General features: G+C 70.8%; 21 protein-coding genes. 20 read left to right on the plus strand and 1 reads right to left on the minus strand.

The genetic code is table 11. The annotated features are described in order from the left end of the window. The first annotated feature begins 140 nt into the window (after positions 1 to 140). From ruvC to HOO61_RS14695, 6 genes are all read left to right on the plus strand, one after another. Positions 141 to 698, plus strand: a complete 558-nt coding sequence (ruvC, locus tag HOO61_RS14670) for a crossover junction endodeoxyribonuclease RuvC (RefSeq protein WP_172259616.1) — start codon at positions 141 to 143, stop codon at positions 696 to 698. Next, complete coding sequence (gene ruvA, locus HOO61_RS14675) at positions 695 to 1,297, plus strand: Holliday junction branch migration protein RuvA (protein WP_172259618.1); 603 nt, start codon at positions 695 to 697, stop codon at positions 1,295 to 1,297. Before ruvC ends, ruvA begins: the two co-directional genes overlap by 4 nt. A gap of 16 nt (positions 1,298 to 1,313) precedes the next feature. Continuing rightward, the gene (gene ruvB / locus HOO61_RS14680) at positions 1,314 to 2,414 is read left to right on the plus strand and encodes a Holliday junction branch migration DNA helicase RuvB (protein WP_172259620.1); all 1,101 of its coding nucleotides are present in this window, start codon (positions 1,314 to 1,316) and stop codon (positions 2,412 to 2,414) included. A gap of 68 nt (positions 2,415 to 2,482) precedes the next feature. Further along, the gene (gene yajC / locus HOO61_RS14685) at positions 2,483 to 2,779 is read left to right on the plus strand and encodes a preprotein translocase subunit YajC (RefSeq protein WP_172259622.1); all 297 of its coding nucleotides are present in this window, start codon (positions 2,483 to 2,485) and stop codon (positions 2,777 to 2,779) included. Then, complete coding sequence (locus HOO61_RS14690) at positions 2,772 to 3,320, plus strand: adenine phosphoribosyltransferase (protein WP_172259624.1); 549 nt, start codon at positions 2,772 to 2,774, stop codon at positions 3,318 to 3,320. Before yajC ends, HOO61_RS14690 begins: the two co-directional genes overlap by 8 nt. Positions 3,321 to 3,399: 79 nt before the next feature. Continuing rightward, positions 3,400 to 5,631 (plus strand): bifunctional (p)ppGpp synthetase/guanosine-3',5'-bis(diphosphate) 3'-pyrophosphohydrolase, encoded by a 2,232-nt coding sequence (locus tag HOO61_RS14695; RefSeq protein ID WP_172260130.1) that lies wholly within the window; start codon positions 3,400 to 3,402, stop codon positions 5,629 to 5,631. Between the two features lie 14 nt (positions 5,632 to 5,645). Here the strand turns inward: HOO61_RS14695 and HOO61_RS14700 are convergent, their stop codons facing one another. Further along, on the minus strand, positions 5,646 to 6,908 hold the full coding sequence (locus tag HOO61_RS14700; protein ID WP_172259626.1) for a DUF349 domain-containing protein: 1,263 nt from the start codon (positions 6,906 to 6,908) through the stop codon (positions 5,646 to 5,648). Between the two features lie 88 nt (positions 6,909 to 6,996). Between HOO61_RS14700 and HOO61_RS14705 the strand changes: the two genes are divergently transcribed. From HOO61_RS14705 to alaS, 14 genes are all read left to right on the plus strand, one after another. Further along, positions 6,997 to 7,680, plus strand: a complete 684-nt coding sequence (locus HOO61_RS14705; protein WP_172259628.1) for an MBL fold metallo-hydrolase — start codon at positions 6,997 to 6,999, stop codon at positions 7,678 to 7,680. Between the two features lie 64 nt (positions 7,681 to 7,744). Continuing rightward, a complete protein-coding gene (gene hisS, locus HOO61_RS14710) occupies positions 7,745 to 9,130 on the plus strand; it encodes a histidine--tRNA ligase (protein WP_172259630.1) in 1,386 nt (461 codons plus the stop codon). Beyond that, positions 9,127 to 10,920, plus strand: a complete 1,794-nt coding sequence (gene aspS, locus HOO61_RS14715) for an aspartate--tRNA ligase (protein WP_172259632.1) — start codon at positions 9,127 to 9,129, stop codon at positions 10,918 to 10,920. The genes hisS and aspS overlap by 4 nt, the downstream gene beginning before the upstream one ends. A 176-nt stretch (positions 10,921 to 11,096) precedes the next feature. Further along, the gene (locus HOO61_RS14720; protein ID WP_172259634.1) at positions 11,097 to 12,131 is read left to right on the plus strand and encodes an ABC transporter permease; all 1,035 of its coding nucleotides are present in this window, start codon (positions 11,097 to 11,099) and stop codon (positions 12,129 to 12,131) included. Between the two features lie 67 nt (positions 12,132 to 12,198). Beyond that, a complete protein-coding gene (locus HOO61_RS14725; protein ID WP_172259636.1) occupies positions 12,199 to 13,977 on the plus strand; it encodes an ABC transporter substrate-binding protein in 1,779 nt (592 codons plus the stop codon). A 142-nt stretch (positions 13,978 to 14,119) separates the two neighbouring features. Continuing rightward, positions 14,120 to 15,130: an ABC transporter permease gene (locus tag HOO61_RS14730; RefSeq protein WP_172259638.1), complete on the plus strand. Its 1,011-nt coding sequence runs from the start codon at positions 14,120 to 14,122 to the stop codon at positions 15,128 to 15,130. Then, positions 15,127 to 16,224, plus strand: a complete 1,098-nt coding sequence (locus tag HOO61_RS14735) for an ABC transporter ATP-binding protein (protein WP_367650188.1) — start codon at positions 15,127 to 15,129, stop codon at positions 16,222 to 16,224. The genes HOO61_RS14730 and HOO61_RS14735 overlap by 4 nt, the downstream gene beginning before the upstream one ends. After that, positions 16,221 to 17,549, plus strand: a complete 1,329-nt coding sequence (locus HOO61_RS14740) for an ABC transporter ATP-binding protein (RefSeq protein ID WP_172259640.1) — start codon at positions 16,221 to 16,223, stop codon at positions 17,547 to 17,549. The genes HOO61_RS14735 and HOO61_RS14740 overlap by 4 nt, the downstream gene beginning before the upstream one ends. 44 nt (positions 17,550 to 17,593) lie before the next feature. After that, complete coding sequence (locus HOO61_RS14745) at positions 17,594 to 18,952, plus strand: replication-associated recombination protein A (RefSeq protein ID WP_253942483.1); 1,359 nt, start codon at positions 17,594 to 17,596, stop codon at positions 18,950 to 18,952. A gap of 18 nt (positions 18,953 to 18,970) precedes the next feature. Next, on the plus strand, positions 18,971 to 19,927 hold the full coding sequence (locus HOO61_RS14750; RefSeq protein WP_172259642.1) for a TIGR03885 family FMN-dependent LLM class oxidoreductase: 957 nt from the start codon (positions 18,971 to 18,973) through the stop codon (positions 19,925 to 19,927). A gap of 33 nt (positions 19,928 to 19,960) precedes the next feature. Then, positions 19,961 to 21,631, plus strand: a complete 1,671-nt coding sequence (locus tag HOO61_RS14755; protein ID WP_172259644.1) for an alpha-amylase family glycosyl hydrolase — start codon at positions 19,961 to 19,963, stop codon at positions 21,629 to 21,631. 19 nt (positions 21,632 to 21,650) lie between these two features. Beyond that, complete coding sequence (locus HOO61_RS14760) at positions 21,651 to 22,139, plus strand: hypothetical protein (protein ID WP_172259646.1); 489 nt, start codon at positions 21,651 to 21,653, stop codon at positions 22,137 to 22,139. Next, a complete protein-coding gene (locus tag HOO61_RS14765) occupies positions 22,139 to 22,402 on the plus strand; it encodes a DUF6167 family protein (protein WP_216658912.1) in 264 nt (87 codons plus the stop codon). Before HOO61_RS14760 ends, HOO61_RS14765 begins: the two co-directional genes overlap by 1 nt. Further along, positions 22,402 to 25,101 carry an alanine--tRNA ligase gene (gene alaS, locus HOO61_RS14770; RefSeq protein WP_172259648.1) on the plus strand — a complete coding sequence of 900 codons (2,700 nt, stop codon included), beginning with the start codon at positions 22,402 to 22,404 and terminating at the stop codon, positions 25,099 to 25,101. Before HOO61_RS14765 ends, alaS begins: the two co-directional genes overlap by 1 nt. Positions 25,102 to 25,107: the final 6 nt, after the last annotated feature.

Raw genomic sequence — 25,107 nt, forward strand, 5'->3', positions numbered from 1 at the left:
GCCGGAGTCGGGTGGGGGCCAGGGTGGGAAACCACCCGCGCCGCGTGTCGTACGACGTCGCGCACCCGGAGCGGGTTAGCGTGAGCGCACGAACACATGTTCGGACGAGCTCCGGACGGGACCGGCGGAAGGGGAGTGGCGTGCGCGTGCTCGGCATCGACCCCGGCCTGACCCGGTGCGGCGTCGGCGTGGTCGACGGCAGCGTCGGCCGCCCGCTGACCATGGTCGACGTCGGCGTCGTCCGCACCAGCTCCACGCTGCCGATCGCCGAGCGGCTGGTCACCATCGAGAAGGGCCTCGACGCCTGGATCGAGGAGCACCGGCCCGACGCGGTCGCGGTCGAGCGGGTCTTCGCGCGCTCCGACTCCAGCACCATCATGGGCACCGCCCAGGCCAGCGGCATCGCGCTCGTCGTCGCCGCCCGGCGCGGGCTGCCGATCGCGATGCACACCCCGAGCGAGGTCAAGGCCGCCGTGTCCGGCAACGGGCGCGCCGACAAGACGCAGGTGGGGGCGATGGTCGTCCGCATCCTGCGGCTGACCGAGCTGCCCAAGCCCGCCGACGCCGCCGACGCGCTTGCGCTGGCCATCACCCACGTCTGGCGCGGCTCGGCGCACCACCGGCTCGAGGCCGCGGCGGCGCAGGCCCGCGCGCAGGCGCACGCACACAAGAAGAAGACCACGATGAGGACCCGATGATCGCCTTCGTCCGCGGCGAGGTCGCCGCCGTCACCCTGTCCAGCGCCGTCTTGGAGGTCGGCGGGGTCGGGCTCGAGCTGATGTGCACCCCCGGCACCCTCGCCACCCTCCGGATCGGGACGCCGGCGACGCTGCCCACCAGCATGGTCGTGCGCGAGGACAGCCTGACGATCTTCGGCTTCCTCGACGAGGACGAGAAGCAGGTCTTCGAGATCGTGCAGACCGCCTCCGGCGTCGGCCCCAAGGTCGCCCAGGCGATCGTGGCGGTGATGAGCCCCGACGACGTGCGCCGCGCCATCACCACCGAGGACGTCAAGGCGCTGACCCGCGTCCCCGGCATCGGCCAGAAGGGCGCGCAGCGCATCATCCTCGAGCTCAAGGACCGCATCGGCCCGCCGGTCGGCGTCCACCACGCCGCGGCCGCCGCGGCGCCCGCGCCCGACGCGTGGCGCGACCAGGTCCACCAGGGGCTCGTCGGGCTCGGCTGGTCGGCCAAGGAGTCGGAGAAGGCGGTCGAGGCCGTGGCTCCCGACGCCGGCGACACCCCCGACGTCGGCGCGCTGCTGCGCGCCGCCCTCCGTACGCTGAGCAGGGCCTGAGACGGGCAGGACGGCGATGAACTGGGACGACACCGACGAGGACACCTACGACGAGGTCGAGCTGAGCGCGGCCGAGCTCGGCCACCTGCAGCGGCTGACCGACGCCGACGCCGACGGCGACGAGCGCGCAGTCGAGGCGGCGCTGCGGCCCAAGACGCTCGACGAGGTGGTCGGGCAGGCACGCGTGCGCGACCAGCTCGGGCTGGTGCTCGAGGCGGCCCGCCGCCGCGGCCGGGCGCCCGACCACGTGCTGCTCTCCGGCCCGCCCGGGCTCGGCAAGACCACGCTCGCGATGATCATCGCCGCCGAGATGAGCACGCCGCTGCGGCTCACGAGCGGCCCGGCGATCACGCATGCCGGCGACCTCGCCGCGATCCTGTCGGGCCTCAACGAGGGTGACGTCCTCTTCGTCGACGAGATCCACCGGATGTCGCGCCCGGCCGAGGAGATGCTCTACATGGCGATGGAGGACTTCCGGGTCGACGTCGTCATCGGCAAGGGGCCGGGAGCGACCGCCATCCCGCTGGACATCCCGCCGTTCACCCTCGTCGGTGCCACCACGCGTGCCGGCCTGCTGCCCGGCCCGCTGCGCGACCGGTTCGGCTTCACCGCCCACCTCGAGTTCTACGAGCCCCACGAGCTCGACCAGATCGTGCACCGCTCCGCCGGGCTGCTCGGCGTGCACCTCACCTCGGAGGGTTCCGGCGAGATCGCCTCGCGCTCGCGTGGCACCCCCCGCATCGCCAACCGCCTGCTGCGCCGGGTCCGCGACTACGCCCAGGTGCGAGCCGACGGCGTGCTGAGCCTGCCCGTGGCGCAGGCGGCGCTCGACCTGTTCGAGGTCGACGAGTCCGGCCTCGACCGGCTCGACCGCGCGGTGCTCGACGTGCTGTGCCGCCGGTTCGGCGGGGGACCGGTCGGCGTGTCGACGCTCGCGGTCGCCGTCGGTGAGGAGCGCGAGACCGTCGAGGAGGTCGCCGAGCCGTTCCTGGTCCGCATGGGCATGCTCGCGCGCACCCCGCGCGGCCGGGTCGCGACGCCCGCGGCGTGGCACCACCTCGGCCTGACACCGCCACCGGTGCCGACCGTCGACTCGACCCTCTTCGACGACGTGTGAGTCGGGCGGGGGACCCGCGTAGACTCCACGCGCTCCCGCACCCCGACCCCTCGAGGAGAGCCCCCACCGTGAACGACCTCGTCGCCCTTCTGCCCCTGCTGGCCATCCTGGCCCTGTTCTGGTTCATGGTGGTCCGCCCCCAGCAGCGCCGGCAGAAGGAGGTCGTCCGCCTCCAGGAGAGCATCCAGGTCGGCCAGCGCGTGATGATGTCCTCGGGCATCTTCGGCACCGTCGTCTCGCTCGCCGACGACCGCGCCCGCCTCGAGATCGCGCCCGGCACCCAGATCGACATCGCCCGCGCCGCGATCGCCAAGGTCGACGAGCCGCTCCAGCAGCCGGGCACCGACGCGCACGACGATGCCTGATCGTCGTACGGCCCAGGAGGCGCTCACGCGCCTGACGGTCGACGTGGCCGACTGGCCCGAGAAGGGCGTGACGTTCAAGGACATCACCCCGGTCCTCGCCGACCACAACGCCTTCTCCGCGATCATCACCGCGCTGGCCGCTGCCGGCCGCGACGACCACGGCACCGTCGTGGTCGACAAGGTCGTCGGCATGGAGGCCCGCGGCTTCATCCTGGCCGCGCCGGTGGCGCTGGCCCTCGGCGTCGGCTTCGTCCCGGTGCGCAAGGCCGGCAAGCTGCCGCGCGAGGCGCACGCGGTGTCGTACGCCCTGGAGTACGGCGAGGCGACCCTCGAGGTGCACACCGACGCCATCGCCCCGGGCGAGCGCGTGCTGATGGTCGACGACGTCCTGGCGACCGGTGGCACGGCGGTCGCGACCCGCCAGCTCATCGAGGCCTGCGGCGGCGTCGCGACCGGCGCCTCGGTGCTGATGGAGCTCTCGTTCCTCGAGCCCCGCTCCGTCACCGGCGACCTTCCCATCGAGTCGCTGCTCACGATCTGACGCTGCTCACTAGACTGGTCCAATGGCAGAGGACCAGGCACCCGCGCAGGACGCCAAGGCGCCTCTGACGGCGCGCGGCATGCGTGCCCGCCTCGCCCGGGTCGGGACCCGCCCGCCCTCGTCCAACCCGGTCCTGGAGCCGCTCTTCCGGGCCGTGCGGGCCAACCACCCCAAGGCCGACCTGGCGCTGCTCGAGCGCGCCTACGCGGTGGCCGACAAGTGGCACACCGGCCAGATGCGCAAGAGCGGCGACCCCTACATCACCCACCCGCTCGCGGTGACCACGATCCTCGCCGACATCGGCATGACGGAGCCGACCCTGGTCGCGGCGCTCCTCCACGACACGGTGGAGGACACGCCCTACACGCTGGAGGCCCTGCGCGCCGACTTCGGTGACGAGGTCGCGCTGCTCGTCGACGGCGTCACCAAGCTCGACAAGGTGCAGTACGGCGACTCGGCGCAGGCCGAGACCATCCGCAAGATGATCGTGGCGATGTCGCGCGACATCCGGGTGCTGGTGATCAAGCTCGCCGACCGGCTCCACAACATGCGCACCCTGCGCTACGTCCCGGCGGCCTCGCAGGAGCGCTCGAGCCGCGAGACCCTCGACATCTACGCGCCGCTGGCCCACCGGCTCGGCATGAACACCCTCAAGTGGGAGCTCGAGGACCTCGCGTTCGCGACGCTCCACCCCAAGATCTACGACGAGATCGTCCGCATGGTCGCCGAGCGGGCGCCCTCACGCGACCAGTTCCTCGCCGAGGTCGTCGCCGAGATCGAGCAGGACCTCAAGACGGCCCGGCTCAACGCCAAGGTCACCGGGCGGCCCAAGCACTACTACTCGATCTACCAGAAGATGATCGTCGGCGGTCGCGACTTCTCCGACATCTACGACCTCGTGGGCATCCGGATCCTCGTCGACGAGGACCGCGACTGCTACAGCGCGCTCGGCGTGATCCACTCCCGCTGGAACCCGGTGCTGGGGCGGTTCAAGGACTACGTCGCGATGCCGAAGTTCAACATGTACCAGTCGCTGCACACGACGGTCATCGGCCCTCAGGGCAAGCCGGTCGAGGTGCAGATCCGCACCTTCGCCCAGCACCGCCGCGCCGAGTACGGCGTTGCGGCGCACTGGAAGTACAAGGAGAACTCCAAGGCCGGCGTCGACACCGACCGCCTCGGCGACAAGGACGACCTGACCTGGCTTCGCCAGCTCCTCGACTGGCAGAGCGAGGTGGAGGACCCGGGGGAGTTCCTGGAGTCGCTGCGCTTCGAGATGAACCAGCAGCAGGTCTACGTCTTCACCCCGCGCGGCGACGTCATCCCGCTGCCGATGGGGGCGACGCCCGTCGACTTCGCCTACGCCGTCCACACCGAGGTCGGCCACCACACGATCGGCTCCCGGGTCAACGGCCGCCTCGTGCCCCTCGAGTCCACGCTCGACAACGGCGACGTCGTCGAGGTCTTCACCTCCAAGTCGCCCACGTCCGGACCGTCGCGCGACTGGCTCAACTTCGTCCAGTCGCCGCGGGCGCGCTCCAAGATCCGCCAGTGGTTCACCAAGGAGCGCCGCGAGGAGGCGATCGAGCGCGGCAAGGACCAGATCGCCAAGCTCATGCGCAAGGAGGGCCTGCCCCTCAACCGGCTGATGACCCACGACGTGCTCGCGCTCGTCGCCGAGCACTTCCACCACGCCGACGTCTCGGCCCTCTACGCCGCGGTCGGTGAGGGCAACCTCAGCGCGCAGGCCGTCGTACGACGCGTCATCGACCTGCACGGCGGCGACGAGGGGGCCCAGGAGGACCTCGCCGAGGGCGTCACCATCACCGGCCGCTCCCGCGCCGCCGCCAAGCGCGGGCCGACCGACTCCGGCGTCATCGTCAAGGGCGTCGACGACCTCTGGGTCAAGCTCGCCAAGTGCTGCACCCCGGTGCCGCCCGACCCGATCCTCGGGTTCGTCACCAAGGGTGGGGGAGTCTCGGTGCACCGCAAGGACTGCACCAACGCCTCCAGCCTCCTCGGCCAGCCCGAGCGCGTGCTCGAGGTGGAGTGGGCCCCGACGTCCCAGTCGACGTTCCTGGTCAACATCCAGGTCGAGGCCCTCGACCGCGCCCGCCTGCTCTCCGACATCACGATGGCGCTCTCCGACGCCCACGTGAACATCCTGAGCGCGACGCTCTCCACCACCCGCGACCGGGTGGCGAAGAGCCGGTTCTCCTTCGAGATGGCCGACGCCGCCCACCTCGACGGCGTGCTGCGTGCCGTACGCGCCGTGCCCGGCGTGTTCGACGCCTACCGCGTCACCGCCTGAGAACGGCCCTGGGCTCAGCCGAAGTCGGCCGCTGCCCGCTTCGCCATGTCGAGGAAGGCCTGCTTGTTGGCGAGCTCGGACTCGAGGTCCTTCACGCGCCGGTCGTCGCCGGCGGCGGAGGCCTTGTCGAGCTTGGCCTGCGTCTCGGCGATGCCGGCCTCGAGCTTGCCGATCATGTCGTCGGCGCGGGCGGACTTCTCCGGGTCGCTGCGGCTCCACTGCTCGTCCTCGACCGCGCGGATGGCCTGCTCGACCTTCCGCATCCGGCCCTCGAGCTCCTTCATCCGGTCGCGGGGCACCTTGCCGGCGGAGTCCCAGCGGTCGGCGAGGTCGCGGAAGGTCTTCTTGGCGGCCTCCAGGTCGGTCACGGGGACGAGCGCCTCCGCCTCGACGAGGATCGCGTCCTTGACCTCCGCGTTGGCGGCGAACTCCTGGTCGAGGGCGGCGTTGGCGGCGTCGCGCGCGCCGAAGAAGGTGTCCTGCGCGCCACGGAAGCGCTGCCAGAGCTGGTCGTCGACCTCGCGCGGCGCGGGGCCCGCGGCCTTCCACTCGCGCATCAGGTCGCGGTACTTCCCGGCGGTCGGGCCCCACTCGGTCGAGGACGAGAGGGCCTCGGCCTCCTTGACGAGCCGCTCCTTGACCACGCGGGCGGAGTCGCGGCGCTCGTGCTCCTCGGCGAAGTGCGCCTTGCGGTGCCGGGTGTACGTCGTCCGCGCGGTGGAGAACCGGCGCCACAGGGCGTCGTCGGTGGCCCGGTCGAGCCGGGGCAGCTCCTTCCACGTCGCGAGCAGCTCACGCAGCCGGTTCGCGCCGTTGCGCCAGTCGGTGCCCTCGGCGAGCCGCTCGGCCTCGGCGACGAGCTTCTCCTTCGCCGCCTTGGACTCCGCGGTCTTCTGCGCCCGCTCCTCCTTGCGCGCCGAGCGCTGGACGGCGATGACGGGGGCCAGGGCGTCGAGGCGGGCGGCCAGGGACACGAGGTCGCCGACCGCGTGGGCGTCCACGACCTGCTCGCGGAGCGCCTTCGCCGACGAGGTCGCCTCCTCGGGGGCGAGCCGACCCGACGTGACGCGCTGCTCGAGCAGGTGGACCTTGCCCTCGAGCTCCTCGAAGCGCTTGGTGAAGAACTCCAGCGCTTCCTCGGACGTGCCGGCCTCGTAGGACCCCACGGGGCGCTCGCCATCGGCGGTGCGGACATAGACGGTGCCGTCCTCGGCCACCCGACCCCAGGGCGTCTGCTCCGGGGCCGCGTCGTCTCGGGACTGCTTGTCGGCGCTCATGGTCGCCCATCGTAGTCATGGCCCGGACGGCCCTCGGTAGGCTTCCCACCGCAAGCAGAGCTACGACGACCAGCAAGGACTGACGCCCGTGTTCATCGCCGGCTTCCCCGCCGGACCCTGGGGGACCAACTGCTACGTCGTGGCGACGGGTCCCGGGTCGGAGTGCGTGGTCATCGATCCGGGCAAAGACGCCGCGGCAGGCGTCGACCAGGTCGTCCGCGAGCACCGGCTCAAGCCGGTGAGCGTGCTGGTCACCCACGGTCACGTCGACCACATGTGGTGCGTGGCCCCGGTCGCGGGCACCTACGACGCCACGGCGTGGATCCACCCGTCCGACCGGCACCTGCTGTCCGACCCGATGGCCGGGATGAGCCCGGAGACCACCCAGATGCTGCTCGGTGGCGACTACACGTGGGCCGAGCCCGACGACGTGCGCGAGCTGGGCGACCTCGCCGAGCTCGAGCTCGCGGGGCTGAGGTTCGTGGTCGACCACACGCCGGGCCACACCGAAGGATCGGTGACGTTCCGGACTCCGTACGCCCAGCAGGACGTGTCGGAGCTGATGTTCTCCGGCGACCTGCTCTTCGCCGGCTCGATCGGGCGCACCGACCTGCCCGGTGGCGACCACGCCACGATGCTGCGCAGCCTGGCCCACAAGGTGCTGCCGCTCGCCGACGACGTCGTCGTCCTCCCCGGCCACGGCGAGCAGACCTCGATCGGGCGCGAGCGCGCCACGAACCCCTTCCTCCAAGACCTTCCCCAGGACCGTTGATGAACACCCCACGACGTTCTTCTCCCCCGCTCCGCTCCTCCGAACAACGCCGCAGGGACCCCGCATGAGCAAGATCGCCCCGCTGAGCGGGTTCCCCGAGCTGCTGCCTGCCCAGCGTGCCGTCGAGCGCGAGGTGGTCGCCTCGGTCTCGCGCACGTTCGAGCTGCACGGCTTCGCCAACATCGAGACGCGCGTCGTCGAGCCGATCGAGCGCCTGGCCAAGGGCGGCGAGGTCGACAAGGAGATCTACGTCCTCCAGCGCATCGCCGCCGAGCCCGACGCCCGGGCCGAGCTCGGCCTCCACTTCGACCTCACGGTGCCCTTCGCGCGCTACGTCCTCGAGCACGCCGGCCACCTCGAGTTCCCCTTCCGGCGCTTCCAGGTGCAGCCCGCGTGGCGTGGCGAGCGGCCGCAGGAGGGGCGCTACCGGCAGTTCACGCAGGCCGACGTCGACATCGTGGGCCGCGACGAGCTGCCCTTCCACCACGACGTCGAGGTGATGGCGGTGATGGTCGACGCCCTCCGCCGGCTGCCGATCCCGCGGGTGTCGTTCCAGTTCAACAACCGCAAGCTCATCCAGGGCTTCTACCGCGGTCTCGGCATCGACGACGTCACCGACGCCATCCGGGTGATCGACAAGCTCGACAAGCTCCCCGCCGACGAGGTCGCCACGATGCTCGTCGAGCGAGTCGGCGCCACCCCGGAGCAGGCGCAGCGGTGCCTCGAGCTGGCCACCATCCGCGTCGAGGACACCTCCTTCGTCGAGCGGGTCCGTGCGCTCGGTGTCGCCGACGACCTGCTCGACCAGGGCCTCGAGGAGCTGGCCGCCGTCGTCGAGGGCTGTCGTGCCGTCGCCGGCGACGCCGTGGGCGTGGAGGCCAACCTGCGCATCGCGCGCGGCCTCGACTACTACACCGGCACGGTCGTCGAGATCTTCATGGAGGGCTACGAGCGGCTCAAGTCCGTCGGCGGGGGAGGGCGCTACGACGCGCTCGCCAGCGACGGTCGTACGACCTATCCCGGCGTCGGCGTGTCCTTCGGGGTCTCGCGCACCCTCATCCCCCTCATCTCCGACGGCGTCCTGTCCGGCAGCCGCCCGGTGCCGAGCGTCGTGCTCGTCGCCCTCAACACCGAGGACGACCGCACCGCCAGCACCCGCGTCGCCGCGGCACTGCGGGCCCGCGACATCGCCTGCGAGGTGGCACCCTCGCCGGCCAAGTTCGGCAAGCAGATCCGCTTCGCCGAGCGTCGCGGCATTCCCTACGTCTGGTTCCTCCAGGCCGACGCCGAAACAGGTCAGCAGAGCCACCAGGTCAAGGACATCCGCACCGGGGAGCAGGTCGACGCCGACCCCGCCACCTGGACCCCGCCGGAGGACGATCTCCGGCCCACCATCGTCAGCACCGTAGAGACCCCCAGCACCACCCATGATCCAGAGGAGAACCAGTGATCCGCACCCATGACGCCGGCGCCCTGCGCGCCGAGCACGTCGGCCAGACCGTCACCCTTGCCGGATGGGTGGCGCGTCGGCGCGATCACGGCGGGGTCGCCTTCCTGGACCTCCGCGAGCGCAGCGGCGTGGTGCAGGTCGTCGTGCGCGACGAGGCCGTCGCGCACAGCCTCCGCAGCGAGTTCTGCCTCAAGGTGGTGGGCGAGGTCGTCGCCCGCAAGGAAGGCAACGAGAACCCCAACCTCGCCACCGGCGAGATCGAGGTCGTCGCCACCGAGGTCGAGGTGCTCTCCAGCTCCGACCCGCTCCCGTTCCCCATCGACGACGCGTCCGGCCACAAGGGCGGCGAGGTGGGCGAGGAGGCGCGCCTCAAGCACCGCTACCTCGACCTGCGCCGCTCGGGCCCCAACGCCGCCCTGCGCCTGCGCAGCAAGATCAACAAGGCTGCCCGCGACGTGCTCGACGCCCGTGACTTCGTCGAGGTGGAGACCCCGACCCTGACCCGCTCCACCCCCGAGGGTGCCCGCGACTTCCTGGTGCCCGCGCGCCTGGCTCCGGGCAGCTGGTACGCCCTGCCGCAGAGCCCGCAGCTGTTCAAGCAGCTGCTGATGGTCGGCGGCATGGAGCGCTACTACCAGATCGCGCGCTGCTACCGCGACGAGGACTTCCGCGCCGACCGCCAGCCCGAGTTCACCCAGCTCGACATCGAGATGAGCTTCGTGGACCAGGAGGACGTCATCACGCTGATGGAGGACGTCCTGGAGGCGATGTGGGCGCAGGCCGGCCACACCATCGAGCGGCCGCTGCCGCGGATGACGTACGCCGACGCGATGGCGAGGTACGGCTCCGACAAGCCCGACCTCCGGATGGGCCTCGAGCTGGTCGAGTGCACCGACTACTTCAAGGACACCACCTTCCGCGTGTTCCAGGCCGACTACGTCGGGGCCGTCGTGATGCCCGGAGGCGGCAGCCAGCCGCGCCGCCAGTTCGACGCCTGGCAGGACTGGGCCAAGCAGCGCGGCGCCAAGGGCCTGGCGTACGTCACGATCGCCGACGACGGCGAGCTCGGCGGACCGGCCGCGAAGAACCTCACCGACGCCGAGCGCGACGGCCTGGCCGCCCACGTCGGAGCCAGCCCCGGCGACTGCATCTTCTTCGCCGCGGGGCCGACCAAGAGCAGCCGCGCGCTGCTGGGCGCCGCCCGCCTCGAGATCGGCCGGCGCGGCGACATGCTCGACGACTCCACCTTCGCCTTCACCTGGGTCGTCGACGCCCCGCTGTTCGAGCCGAGCTCGGAGGCGGTCGCCAGCGGCGACGTCGCCGTCGGCGCCGGTGCGTGGACGGCGGTGCACCACGCGTTCACCAGCCCCAAGCCGGAGTTCGTCGACACCTTCGACACCGACCCGGGGAGCGCGCTCGCCTACGCGTACGACATCGTCTGCAACGGCAACGAGCTCGGCGGCGGGTCCATCCGTATCCACCGCGGCGACGTCCAGAAGCGCGTCTTCGCAGTGATGGGCCTGTCCGAGGACGAGGCGCAGGAGAAGTTCGGCTTCCTGCTCGACGCCTTCAAGTTCGGTGCGCCCCCGCACGGCGGCATCGCCGTCGGCATGGACCGCATCGTCGCGCTGCTGGCGGGCACCGACTCCATCCGCGACGTCATCGCGTTCCCGAAGTCCGGGGGCGGCTTCGACCCGCTCACGGCGGCGCCCGCCCCCATCACGGCGGAGCAGCGCAAGGAAGCCGGTGTCGACGCGACGCCCGCGAAGGACGTCCCGCCGGGGGAGTGATCCCCCGCAGGTTTGCCCGGCCAACGGGCGGCCGCAAGGACAACGCGTCGTAACGGGATCGTTACCCGTCGGTGATCGTCCACGCGTCGTAGGTCACATAGAGTCCCGTCTCGGCACGGACCCCGGGGGCACCCCGGACCTGTGCCTGGGACGGTCCCGAACCAGATAGGGAGAGCATGTCGGCAGACACCGCAGGGCCTGAGACGTTGGGCTCGCTGAGCGACGGACCGGAGACCACCGACCCGAACAGCAAGCAGGCCAAGGAGATCTCCGGCAAGTCGCCGATGCAGATCGCACTCGGCCGCCTGCGCAAGGACAAGATCGCCGTCGTCTGCGCGCTCGTCGTGCTGTTCTTCATCCTGGTCGCGGTCTTCGCCGACCTGATCGCCAAGGCGTTCGGCGTCGACCTCGAGACGGTCAGCGCGTGCGAGGTGCTCGAGTGCAACTTCGCCGAGCCCGGCGTGGGCTACCCGAAGACGGGCCCGCCGTTCCACTCCTTCGACCCCGAGCACCCCTTCGGCCTCGCGCCGCGCACCGGTGCCGACAACCTGGCCCACTGGATCTACGGCGCCCGGACCTCCCTCATGATCGCGGGCGCGGCGACGCTGTTCGCCTCGGTGACCGGCATCATCGTCGGCCTGGTCGCCGGCTTCGCCGGTGGCGTCGTCGACAAGATCCTGTCGTTCATCATCGACTTCTTCCTCACCATCCCCTTCCTGCTCGCCGCGCTGACCATCGCGCCGATCATCATCGACCGGTTCGGCACCAGCGACAGCTACGAGACGGTGCAGATCGCCTCGCTCATCGGCATCCTGTCGCTGTTCGGGTGGATGACGGTGGCGCGCCTGATCCGCGGCGAGGTGCTCTCGCTGCGTGAGCGCGAGTTCATCCACGCCGCCCGCGTGCTCGGCATGCCCACCCGGCGCATCCTGTTCCGCGAGCTGCTTCCCAACCTCACGGCGCCGATCGTCATCAGCATCTCGCTGATGCTCCCGGCGTTCGTGGCGGCAGAGGCCGGCCTGGCCTTCCTCGGCATCGGCGTGACCGGCAGCGCCTCGTGGGGCCAGACCATCGCCAACGCGGTGCCCTACTGGAGCAACTACCCCCTCTACCTCTGGGAGCCCCTGATCGGCGTCGTGGCGCTGGTCCTGGCCCTCAACCTCCTGGGCGACGCGGTTCGAGACGCGTTCGACCCGAAGACCCGCCGCTGAGGCGGGTCCTCCCTCCACACGTCACCCGGGCGCTTCCGGTGTGCGAACAACAACGAAAGGCTGGACAATGAGACGGACCAAGGCGGCGGCAGCACTCGCCACCAGCGCCGCGCTCGTGACCCTCGCCGCCTGTGGTGGCGGCGGCGGGAACGACGACGAGGGCAGCGGCGGCAGCGGCAGCGAGGGTTTCCAGGATGCTTCGGAGACCATCGCGAAGGACGCGGAGCGCCAAGGCCCCGCGCCCGAGGTCGAGGGCGCGTCGGCCGGCGGCACCATCACGGTGTACCTGCCGGACGACCCGGGCCCCGAGGACCTCGACCCGACCAACGGCTGGTCGGTCACCGGCAACTCGATCCAGCAGGCGCTGACGCACCGCTCGCTGACCCAGTACGCCCGTGACAACGAGTCCGGCGAGATGATCCTCGTCCCCGACCTGGCCACCGACCTGGGCCAGCCCAACGAGGACTTCACGGAGTGGACCTTCACCATCCGTGAGGACGCCACGTGGGAGGACGGCAAGCCGATCACCGCGGAGGAGGTCGCCTGGGGCATCGAGCGCTCGCTCGACTCCGAGGCCTTCCCGTCCGGTCCCGGCACCGAGTACTCCGTGCACTACTTCCTCGACGCCGAGGACTACAAGGGCCCCTACACCGACAAGGGCAAGGAGCCGAAGGGCATCACCTTCGACGAGGACGCCCGCACGGTGACCATCAAGATGTCCATGCCGTTCCCGGACATGGACTACTGGGGCGCCTTCATGGCGATGGGCCCGGCCCCGCTCGGCAAGGTCTCCGACCCGCCGGAGTACGGTCGCAGCCCGCTGTCGACCGGCCCCTACAAGGTCGAGTCGTTCCGCCCGAGCGAGGAGCTCGTGCTCGTCAAGAACGACGCCTGGGTGGCCGACTCCGACCCGGCCCGTCACCAGTACGCCGACAAGTGGATCTTCAAGTTCGCTGCCGACCCGACCCAGACCGACGAGCTGATGCTCAGCGGCAACACCGAGTCGCAGACCGCCCTCTCGGCCAGCATCACCGCCGAGAACTACGCCAAGTTCAACTCCGAGCTCGGCGAGCGGCTCGTGCAGCAGTCGGCCCAGTGCACCAGCTTCTGGGCGCCGGACTACACCAAGACGACCCCGGAGATCCGCAAGGCCCTGGCGTACGCCTACCCGTACGAGAGCGTGTGGCAGGCCTCCGGTGAGGTCCCCGGCGTGACCCGCGTCCCGGCGAACTCGATCATGCCTCCCGGCATGGCGGGCAAGTCCGACTACCAGGTCGACGGCGAGCAGATCACCTACCAGCCCGAGAAGGCGAAGGAGCTCCTGGCCGAGGCCGGCGAGGAGGGCTTCGAGATCCACATGGCCTACAACACCGGCTCGCCGACCGTCGAGGCTGCCCAGAAGCAGATCGAGAAGGGTCTCACCGACTCCGGCTTCAAGGTCACGTCCTACCCCGTCCCGATCGAGACCTCGCTCTACACGATCTGGACCGACCCGGACAACAAGATCAACAAGAAGCTCAACCTCCGTGGCGTCAACTGGTGCTCGGACTGGCCGTCCGGCTCCACGATGATCCCCGCCCTGCTCCGCACTGACGCCACCTACAACACGGCGCAGTTCTCCGAGCCGGCCATCGACGAGAAGATGGACGAGATCGGCACCATGGAGCTCGAGGAGCAGCCCGACGCCTGGGGTGCCCTCGACGAGGAGATCGCGACCGAGTACTACCCGATCATCCCGACCGCGTTCCGCAACGACCTGTTCGCCTTCGGCGAGAAGATCGGGAACCCGACCGGTGACGGTGCCCTCGGCGCGCCCAACTACAAGGATCTCTACGTCGCTCAGTGACGTCGTCCTGATCCTGTGGTCGACTGACTGACAGAGTCGACCCTGCTCCACCCGGTGTGGGGGCCCCGTGACCCGGGGCCCCCACATCACCGTGTGTCCGGCGCAGCCGGCAGCTGCTCACAACCCCCGGAGGGAAACCCTCGTGTTCGCCTATGTCGTCAAGCGCCTGCTCTCGGGCGTGGTCGTCCTGTTCCTCATCTCGATGAGCGTGTTCCTGCTCTTCTGGTACGGACCGTCCGAGCCCGCCCAGACGATCTGCGACAACGACACCAGCAACCGCTGCACCCCGGCGCGCCTCGAGGTGTTCCGCGAGAACCTCGGCTTCAACAACGAGTGGTACGAGGAGTACGGCAAGTTCATGAAGGGTGTCGTGGCCGGCCGCGAGATCCAGTTCGGCAGCACGACCAAGTTCCAGTGCGACGCCCCGTGCCTGGGCTACTCCTACCGGACCAAGGCTCCGGTGTTCGAGGAGATGAAGACCCGGATGCCCGCCACCTTCTCGGTGGCCATCGGCGGCGCGTTCCTCTACCTCGCCCTCGGCATCCCCATCGGCGTCGCCGCGGCCCGAAGACGCGGGACCCTGGCCGACAAGGCACTCGTCTCGAGCTTCCTGGTCATCTCCTCCATCCCCTACTACCTGTTCGCCCTGCTGACGTGGTTGTTCCTCACCATCAGCTGGGAGATACCCCTCTTCGCCGAGACCGGCTACTTCCCGATCACCGACAACCCAGCGAAGTGGTTCAGCGGCATGCTTCTGGCCTGGCTGGCGCTGGGCGCCTTCGGATGCACCCAGTACACCCGCTACTCCCGCGGGTCGATGGTGGAGGTGCTCAACGAGGACTACATCCGCACGGCGAAGTCCAAGGGCCTGACGTCCAACTCGGTGGTCTACAAGCACGGCCTGCGCGCCGCGCTCGTCCCCGTCATCACCATCTTCGGCATCGAGTTCGGCACCCTGCTGGCCGGTACCATCTTCACCGAGAGGATCTTCGACATCGACGGGATCGGGCTCTGGGCCCTCCAGGCGGTCTCCCAGCGTGACCTGCCCGTGGTCTCGGCCACCGCCCTGTTCGGCGCCGCAGTGCTGATCATCTCCAACATCGTCGTCGACGTCGTCTACAGCATTCTCGACCCCCGAGTGAGGCTCTCGTGACCATCACGTCCCCCTCTTCCGCCGCGACCGCCAGCGACGTCGACGGCCCGTTCCTCCAGGTGGAGGACCTCACGGTGACCTTCCCGACGCAGGACGGACCCGTGCAGGCCGTGAAGGGACTGAGCTACTCGGTCGAGCTGGGCAAGACGCTCGGCATCGTGGGCGAGTCCGGATCCGGCAAGTCCGTCTCCAGCATGGCGGTGATGGGCCTGCACGACGCGAAGTCCAGCGAGATCACCGGCTCCATCCGGGTGGGCGGCACCGAGGTCGTCGGGCTCGCCGAGAACCGCATGCGCAAGCTGCGCGGCAACTCGATGGCGATGATCTTCCAGGACGCCCTGGCCGCGCTGCACCCGTTCTACCGGGTCGGCGACCAGCTCGCCGAGGCCTACTCGATGCACCACCCCAAGGCGTCGAAGCGCGACGCGCGCCGTAGGGCGATCGAGATGCTCGACCGCGTCGGCATCCCGCAGCCGGACCGTCGTGTCGACGACTTCCCCCACCAGTTCTCCGGCGGCATGCGGCAGCGCGCCATGATCGCCATGGGCCTGATCAACGACCCGTCGCTTCTCATCGCCGACGAGCCCACCACCGCGCTCGACGTGACGGTGCAGGCGCAGATCCTCGACCTGCTCCAGGACCTGCAGCGCGAGTTCAACTCGGCGGTCATCATCATCACCCACGACCTCGGCGTCATCGCCGAGATGGCCGACGACGTGCTCGTGATGTACGCCGGTCGCTGCGTGGAGTTCGGGACCACCAAGGAGATCCTCACCAAGCCGGAGATGCCCTACTCGTGGGGCCTGCTGTCGAGCATCCCCGAGGTCGGTGCGTCCACCGACGCGCGCCTCATCCCGATCCCGGGCAACCCGCCGAGCCTGCTCAAGCCGCCGTCGGGCTGCTCCTTCCACCCCCGGTGCGCACACCGGGACAAGGTGCCCGGTGACCTGTGCGTCACCCAGCTCCCGGAGCTGACGCCGGCCAGCAACCGCGCCGGTCACCTCAAGCGGTGCCACCTGCCCAATCCCCAGGAGATCTACCAGACGGAAGTGCTCCCGGAGATCGCCCCCGACCTCGCCGAGGAGACCCGATGAGCCAGGACCCCAACGCGAAGGTGGCGGTCGACGCCAGCGAGATCGGTGCCAACGCGGCGGAGACGGGCGAGCGCGACCTGTCGCACCACACCGACGTGGTCGACGACCACGAGATCGCTGAGGAGTCGCCGGACTTCCACGCGCTCGCGGAGCACGGGCACGTCGCCACCGAGCTCGACCCGGACGCCGAGCCGATCATCAGCGTCGACAACCTCAAGATGTACTTCCCCGTGAAGTCGTCCGGCCTCGTCCGGCGCACGGTCGGCCACGTGCAGGCCGTGGACGGGGTGTCGTTCCAGGTCCCGCGCGGCGGCTCGCTCGGCCTCGTGGGCGAGTCCGGGTGCGGCAAGTCCACGACCGGGCGGCTCATCACGCGCCTCTACACGCCGACCGGTGGGTCGATGATGTTCGAGGGCAAGGACCTCGCCAAGATCTCCAACCGGGAGATGAGGCCGCTGCGCCGCGACGTCCAGATGATCTTCCAGGACCCCTACACCTCGCTCAACCCCCGCCACACCGTCGGCTCGATCGTCGGGGCACCGCTCGCGGTCCACAACATCGTGCCGAAGAACAAGATCCTGTCGAGGGTGCAGGAGCTGCTCGAGGTGGTGGGCCTCAACCCGGAGCACTACAACCGCTACCCCAACGAGTTCTCCGGCGGCCAGCGCCAGCGCATCGGCATCGCCCGGGCCCTCACGCTCAACCCCAAGCTCCTGGTGGCCGACGAGCCGGTCTCCGCGCTCGACGTGTCGATCCAGGCGCAGGTCGTCAACCTCCTGCAGGACCTGCAGAAGGAGTTCGACATCGCGTTCCTCTTCATCGCCCACGACCTGGCGGTCGTGCGTCACTTCTGCCCCGAGGTGGCGGTGATGTACCTCGGCAAGATCGTCGAGATCGGCGACCGCGAGACCATCTACGGCCACGCGCACCACCCCTACACCCAGGCCCTCCTGTCGGCGGTGCCCGACGTGAAGCAGGCCGCGATCGGTGGCCGGCGCGAGCGGATCCGGCTCGAGGGCGACGTGCCCAGCCCGATCAACCCGCCGTCGGGATGCCGTTTCCGCACCCGGTGCCAGTTCGCCCAGGAGATCTGCGCGAAGGTCGAGCCGCCGCTGCTGCAGATCGGCAAGCGCCACAAGGTGGCCTGCCACTTCGCCGGTGAGCTCGGTGCCCACCCGGCGACGCCGGTCACCACCGACCTGCTCGCCGTCGACGACCAGGGCAGCCCGGTGCCGGGGGCCACGCCGACCAACGAGCAGCTCACCATCCCGGGCTACGAGAAGACCTGGTACGACCTGGAGTCGAAGCAGACGACGGGGGCCTGAGGCCACGCCTGACACCGTCGGGGATACTTCCCGGCGTGGACGGCTTGTTCGAGATTCCGGGCGCGGGGCAACCCGCGCCCGGAGCCGTACCCAGCGCCGGTTCGCTCGGCGCCAACACCCACGCCTCGGCGCCGCTGGCCGTGCGGATGCGTCCCCGCACGATCGACGAGCTCGTCGGCCAGCAACAGCTGCGGGCCGCGGGCTCACCGCTGCGCCGGCTGATCGAGGGCGACCAGTCGATGTCGCTGCTGCTGTGGGGACCCCCCGGCACCGGCAAGACCACCATCGCGGCGATCGTGAGCCAGCAGACGCGGCGCCGGTTCGTGGAGGTGTCAGCCGTCGCCGCCGGCGTCAAGGAGGTGCGGGCCGCGATCGACGGCGCTCGCGCCGAGCTCGCCCGGGGCGGCCAGGAGACCGTCCTGTTCGTCGACGAGGTGCACCGCTTCACCAAGGCCCAGCAGGACGCGTTGCTGCCTGGGGTGGAGAACCGGTGGGTCACGCTGATCGCCGCCACCACGGAGAACCCCTTCTTCTCCGTCATCAGCCCGCTGCTGTCGCGCAGCCTGCTGCTGCGGTTGCAGTCGCTCACCGACGACGACGTCGCGCAGGTCATCGACGAGGCACTGGCGGACGAGCGCGGCCTCGGGGGCACGACCACCCTCGACGAGGACGCCCGCGCCCACCTCGTACGCCTCGCCGGCGGGGATGCCCGACGTGCCCTGACCTACCTCGAGGCGGCCGCGGGCGCTGCGGCGAGCAACGGTCTCGCGGCGATCGACCTGGCCACGGCCGAGACGGCCGTGGACCAGGCGGCGGTGCGCTACGACCGCCAGGGTGACCAGCACTACGACGTCATCTCCGCGTTCATCAAGTCGATCCGCGGCTCCGACCCCGACGCCGCGCTGCACTACCTCGCGCGGATGATCGAGGCGGGGGAGGACCCGCGGTTCATCGCCCGCCGCCTTGTCGTGCACGCGAGCGAGGACGTCGGCCTGGCCGACCCGACAGCGCTGCAGGCGGCCGTCGCCGCGGCGCAGGCCGTGCAGCTGATCGGGATGCCCGAGGCCAGGATCAACCTCGCCCAGGCCACCATCCACCTCGCCGTGGCGCCCAAGTCCAATGCCGTGATCACGGCGATCGACGCGGCCATCGGCGACGTGCGGGCCGGCAAGATCGGCCAGGTGCCCGCCCACCTGCGCGACGCGCACTACGGAGGGGCCAAGGACCTCGGTCACGGCAAGGGCTACGCCTACCCGCACGACGAACCCTTCGGCGTGGCCGAGCAGCAGTACCTCCCCGACGTCCTCGCCGACGTCAGCTACTACCGACCGACGTCGCTCGGCGCCGAGGCCGGGGTCAAGGAGCGCTGGGAGCGCGTCCGGCGCATCGTCCGGGGTGGTTGACCCGGCTACGGTGGCCAGATGCGCCTCGGGTTCCACGCCTCCCACGAGCAGATCGCGCCCTCGCGGCTGCTCACCGACGTCCAGCAGGCCGAGCGGGCCGGGTTCGACATGGCCATGTGCTCCGACCACATCGCCCCGTGGGGCACCCGCCAGGGCCACTCGGGCTACGCCTGGGGCTGGCTGGGGGCCGCGCTGGCCACGACGCAGCTCGAGCTCGGCTGCGTATGCGCGCCCGGCCAGCGCTACCACCCCGCCGTCGTCGCCCAGAAGATCGCCACCCTGGCCGAGATGTTCCCGGGGCGGTTCTGGACCGCCCTCGGCAGCGGCGAGGCCAGCAACGAGCACATCACCGGCGACCGCTGGCCCCCGAAGGAGGAGCGCACGCGTCGGCTCGAGGAGTGCGTCGACGTGATCCGCCGCCTCCTGGCCGGCGAGGAGGTGACCCACGACGGCCGGGTGAGGGTCGACCGGGCCCGTCTGTGGGACCTGCCGCAGGTGCAGCCGCGCCTGATCGGCCCGGCCGTCTCGGTCGACTCCGCCGCCCGGGTGGCGGCCTGGGCCGACGGCCTCGTCACCATCAACCAGCCCGTCGACGTCCTGCGGGACCTCGTGGCGGCCTACCGCGACGCCGGCGGGCGAGGGCCGCTGTCCCTCCAGGTCCACCTGTCGTGGGCGCCGACGCGGGAGGAGGCGGAGGCCATCGCCCTCGACCAGTGGCGCACCAACGTCTTCACCGAGCCGGTCAACTGGGACACCGAGACCCCGGAGGCGTTCGACGTCATGGCCGAGCACGTCGGCATCGACGGCGTACGCCGCTCCGTGGAGGTGTCGGAGGACCTCGGGTGGCACCGCGACCGGATCGCCGAGCTCGCGTCCGTCGGCTTCGACGACGTCTACCTCCACTTCGTCGGCCAGGAGCAGGCAGGCTTCCTCGACACCTTCGGCGAGCACGTCCTCCCCGCCCTGCGGGGCTGACGCCGACCTCCGGGGTCTGCTTGTGTGGGTCCGGTGAGAGTGACCGACACGAGTGACCTGTGGTGGAAGAGCGCGGTGATCTACTGCCTCGACGTCGAGACGTTCTACGACGCCGACGGCGATGGCACCGGTGACCTGGAGGGCCTGGCGCAGCGCATCGACTACCTCGCCGAGCTGGGCATCACCTGCCTGTGGCTGATGCCGTTCTACCCCAGCCCCGACCGCGACGACGGCTACGACCTGACCGACTTCTACGGCGTCGACCCGCGCCTGGGCAACCACGGCCAGCTGGTCGAGGTGATCCGCACCGCGCACGACCGCGGCATCAACGTGATCGCCGACCTCGTGGTCAACCACACCTCGGATCGGCACCCGTGGTTCCAGGCGGCGCGGCGCAGCACGACCAACCGCTACCGCGACCACTACGTGTGGCGCGACACCGAACCGCCGGACACGTCCGAGCTGGTCGTCTTCCCCGACCGGGAGGACTCCATCTGGGAGCTCGACGACCGCACGGGGGAGTGGTACCTCCACAACTTCTACAAGCACCAGCCCGACCTCAACCTCGCCAACCCGGAGGTGGTCGACGAGGTGCTGCGGGTCGTCGGCTTCTGGCTGGAGCTCGGCTTCGACGGGTTCCGGGTCGACGGCATCCCGTTCCTGGAACAGAACGCGAAGAACATCGGCGACCCCGCGCTGGTCGTCGACCCCCACGAGCTCATGCGCACCATCCGCAGCTTCCTCAACCGTCGCGCCGGCCACGCGATGATGCTCGGCGAGGTCAACCTCGAGCACCCCCAGCAGCTGGAGTTCTTCGGCGGCTCGGCGGCCGACGAGCTGCAGATGCAGTTCGACTTCATCGGGATGCAGGCGACCTACCTCGCGCTGGCCCGCGAGGACGCCGCCCCGCTCGTCACGGCGCTCGATCAGCGCCCGGCCATCGAGGCGACCTGCCAGTGGGCGACGTTCCTGCGCAACCACGACGAGCTCACCCTCGACAAGATCAGCGACGCGGAGCGCCAGGAGGTCTTCGCCGCCTTCGGGCCGGAGAAGGAGATGCAGGTCTACGACCGCGGCCTCAAGCGGCGCCTCCCTACCATGCTCGGGGGCGACCCGCGCCGGATCCGGATGGCCTACAGCCTGATGTTCTCGCTGCCCGGCACCCCGACGATCTACTACGGCGAGGAGATCGGCATGGGGGAGGACCTCGAGGCCGACGGGCGGATGGCCGTGCGCACGCCGATGCAGTGGAGCAGCGGGCGCAACGGCGGTTTCTCCACCGCCGCACCCTCGCGACTCGTGCAGCGAGTCGTGCCGGACGCCTACGGTCCCGAGCACGTCAACGTCGTCTCGCAGATGCACGACCCGGAGTCGCTGTGGAGCTTCATGCGCAAGCTCATCAGCATCCGGCGCACCTGTCCCGAGCTGGGGTGGGGCTCGTGGAGCGTGGTCGAGCAGCCGTCGGCCCAGGTGCTGGTGCAGCGCTGCCAGCTCGACGGCAGCGCCGTCGTGACGGTGCACAACCTCGGCGGCGCGCCGGTCGTCGTCGACGTACCGGTGGACCCCCGTGACGAGGGCCTCGAGGCGGTGGACCTGATGGCCGAGGAGGTGGTCACCGGCGCGGCCACGACGCGGGTGGCGCTGGACGGCTACGGCTTCCGGTGGCTGCGCGTGCGCCCGACGGGTGACCTCGCGATCCCGTGAGGCTTGTAGGCTCGGCGCCGTGACGAACGAGCAGGTGGGGCTGGCGGCAGCCGGTGCGGTGGCGCTGGTGGCGCTCGTCGTCGCCCTGCTCGCGCACCGGCGCGCCCGCCGCGCCGAGTCGCTGGTGTCGTCGCTCGCCGAGCGCGTCGCCCTGCCGTCGACCCCCGCCGCGCAGTCGCCCCCCGTCGCCGACAGCGGCACGACCGCCTTCGTGATCACCCAGGTGGGGGCCGAGGAGCAGCCCGACCCCGTGCCCGCGGTCCCCGTGGCCCAGCCCATCGACGGTCGCCTCTTCACCGACATCGTCGCGCGCGAGACGGTGGTGAAGGCCGCCGGCTGGACCCACGGCCTGCGCCGCGCCCTGTCGCCCGAGACGCGCAACCGGATCCGGTTCGCGGTCCGCCAGGAGACCAAGGCCGCCGGACGCGAGCGCCGGGCAGAGATGAAGCAGGCGCTGCGCGAGTTCCGGGCCCGCGAGCGCGCAGCCGTGCGGGAGGACGTCGCCTGATGGGTCGCCCTCTCTGGTTCGTCGCCGGGGCGGGGGTCGGGGTGTACGCCGCTGCCCGCGCCCGCCGTGCCGCCGAGTCCCTCACCGCCGACGGCCTGCGTGACCGCGTCCGCGGCTGGCAGGCCGGCGCCCGGCTCTTCGCCGAGGAGGTGCAGCAGGGCCGCGCCGAGCGGGAAACCGAGTTGCGCGAGCAGCTGGGCCTCCGGCCTCATGGACTACCCGAACTGACCAGCAGCACCGAACAGATGAAGGACCAGCACTGATGGACACCGCCGAGATCCGCCGCCGCTTCCTCGCGCACTTCGAGGCCGCCGGACACGCCGTGGTGCCCTCCGCCTCGACACTCGCCGACGACCCCAACCTGCTGTTCGTGAACGCCGGCATGGTCCCCTTCAAGCCCTACTTCCTCGGCCAGGAGACGCCGCCGTTCGACCGCGCCACGAGCGTGCAGAAGTGCATCCGCACGCCCGACATCGAGGACGTCGGCAAGACGACGCGGCACGCGACCTTCTTCGAGATGTGCGGCAACTTCTCCTTCGGCGACTACTTCAAGGAGGGCGCCATCGAGCTGGCGTGGTCGCTGGTCACCAACCCCGTGGAGGCGGGCGGTTACGGCTTGGACAAGGATCGCCTCTACCCGTCGGTGCTGGTCGGCGACGAGGAGGCCATCGGCCTCTGGATGAAGGTCACCGGGCTGCCCCGCGAGCGGATCGTCCAGCTCGGCCCCAAGGAGAACTACTGGTCGATGGGCGTGCCCGGACCCGGTGGACCGTGCTCGGAGATCCTCTTCGACCGCGGGCCCGAGTTCGGCCCGGACTTCGACGTCGCCACCCTCGGCCCCGACATGCCGCTCGAGCTCGAGGACCGGCTCCTGGAGATCTGGAACCTCGTCTTCATGCAGGACGACCTGAGCGCCGTGCGGTCGAAGTCCGACTTCGACATCGCGGGCTCGCTGCCGAAGAAGAACATCGACACCGGCATGGGCCTGGACCGTGTGGCGCTGCTGCTGCAGGGCAAGAAGAACATGTACGAGATCGACATCGTCTACCCGGTCATCGCGCGGGCCGAGGAGCTGACCGGCAAGAAGTACGGCGTCGAGCGCGCCGACGACGTCCGGTTCTGCGTGGTCGCCGACCACGTCCGCTCGTCGATGATGCTCATCGGTGACGGCGTCACCCCCGGCAACGACGGCCGCGGCTACGTCCTGCGCCGCCTGCTGCGGCGTGCTGTGCGCTCGATGCGCCTCCTCGGCTGCGAGGACCGCGTGCTGCCCGAGCTGATGCCGGTGTCCCGTGACGTGATGGGCCCCGTCTACGGCAACCTCGTCACCGACTGGGAGCGCATCTCGCAGGTGGCCTACGCCGAGGAGGACGCGTTCCGCAAGACGCTCCAGGCCGGCACCCAGATCTTCGACACCGCCGCGTCCGAGGTGAAGCAGACCGGTGGGACGACGCTGTCCGGCGAGCGCGCCTTCGCCCTGCACGACACCTACGGGTTCCCCATCGACCTCACCCTCGAGATGGCGGCCGAGCAGGGCCTCACCGTCGACGAGCAGGGCTTCCGCGGCCTGATGGCCGAGCAGCGCGAGCGCGCCAAGGCCGACGCGCGCGCCAAGAAGGGCGCCCACGGCGACACGGCCGCCTACCGCGGCGTCCTCGACGAGTTCGGCCCCACCGAGTGGCTGGCCTACGAGACGCTCGAGACCGAGTCCAAGCCGCTGGCGCTGCTCAGCGGCGGTGCGCCCGTCACCCGGCTCGCCGAGGGCGAGGTCGGCGAGCTGGTGCTCGACCGCACCCCGTTCTACGCCGAGTCCGGCGGCCAGGTCGCCGACGCCGGCACCATCGTCTTCGACGGCGGGCGGCTCGAGGTGCTCGACGTCCAGCGCCCGATCAAGGGCCTGGTCGTGCACCAGGTGCGCGTGCTCGAGGGCGAGCTCGACCCCGGTCGCGAGGTCCACGCCCGCGTCGACCCGGAGTGGCGCACCGGCGCCCGCCAGGCGCACTCCGGCACCCACGTCGTTCACGCCGCGCTGCGCGAGGTGCTCGGCCCGACCGCACTGCAGTCCGGCTCCTACAACCGCCCCGGCTACCTCCGGCTCGACTTCGGCTGGACGACGTCGCTGAGCCCCGAGCAGGTGCGGGACATCGAGCTCGTCTCCCAGCAGGCGCTGCGTGCCGACCTGCCGGTGTCGTGGGACTACATGACGCTGGAGCAGGCCAAGGAGTGGGGCGCCATCGCCCTGTTCGGCGAGACCTACGACAACACCAAGGTGCGCGTCGTGGAGATCGGCGGCCCGTGGTCGCGCGAGCTCTGCGGCGGCACCCACGTCGACCACGCCTCGCAGATCGGCACCGTCGTGGTGACCGGCGAGACCAGTGTCGGCTCGGGCAACCGGCGCATCGAGGCGCTCACCGGCGTCGAGGGCTTCGGCTACCTCGCGCGCGAGCGCGACGTCGTCGCCCAGCTCACCGGCCTGCTCAAGACCCAGCCCGACGACCTGGTCAGCCGCGTCCAGGGCCTCACCGAGCGCCTGAAGAGCGCCGAGAAGGAGCTGGAGAAGGCGCGGCTCGCCCAGCTGCTCGGCGCCAGCGCCGACCTGGCGGCCGGTGCGACGCAGGTGGGCCCCGTCAAGCTCGTCGCCCACCGCGCCGACGGCGCCGGCGGGGGCGACGTACGCAACCTCGCGATGGATGTGCGGGGCCGGCTGCCGCAGGGCGAGCCCGGCGTGGTGGTCATCATCGGACAGGCCGACGGCAAGGTGTCGGTCGTGGCCGCCACCAACGACGAGGCGCGCGCCCGCGGGCTGTCGGCCGGCGAGCTGGTCCGCGCCGTCGGGCCTCTGCTCGGCGGCAAGGGCGGCGGCAAGGACGACGTCGCCCAGGGCGGCGGCACCGACGCCACGCGCATCGACGAGGCCCTCGAGCTCGTCACCCGCGAGGTCGCCGCGAGGGCGCAGGGCTGAGTGGGA

The organism is Nocardioides sp. zg-1230, from assembly GCF_013155335.1.
GTDB lineage: Bacteria > Actinomycetota > Actinomycetes > Propionibacteriales > Nocardioidaceae > Nocardioides.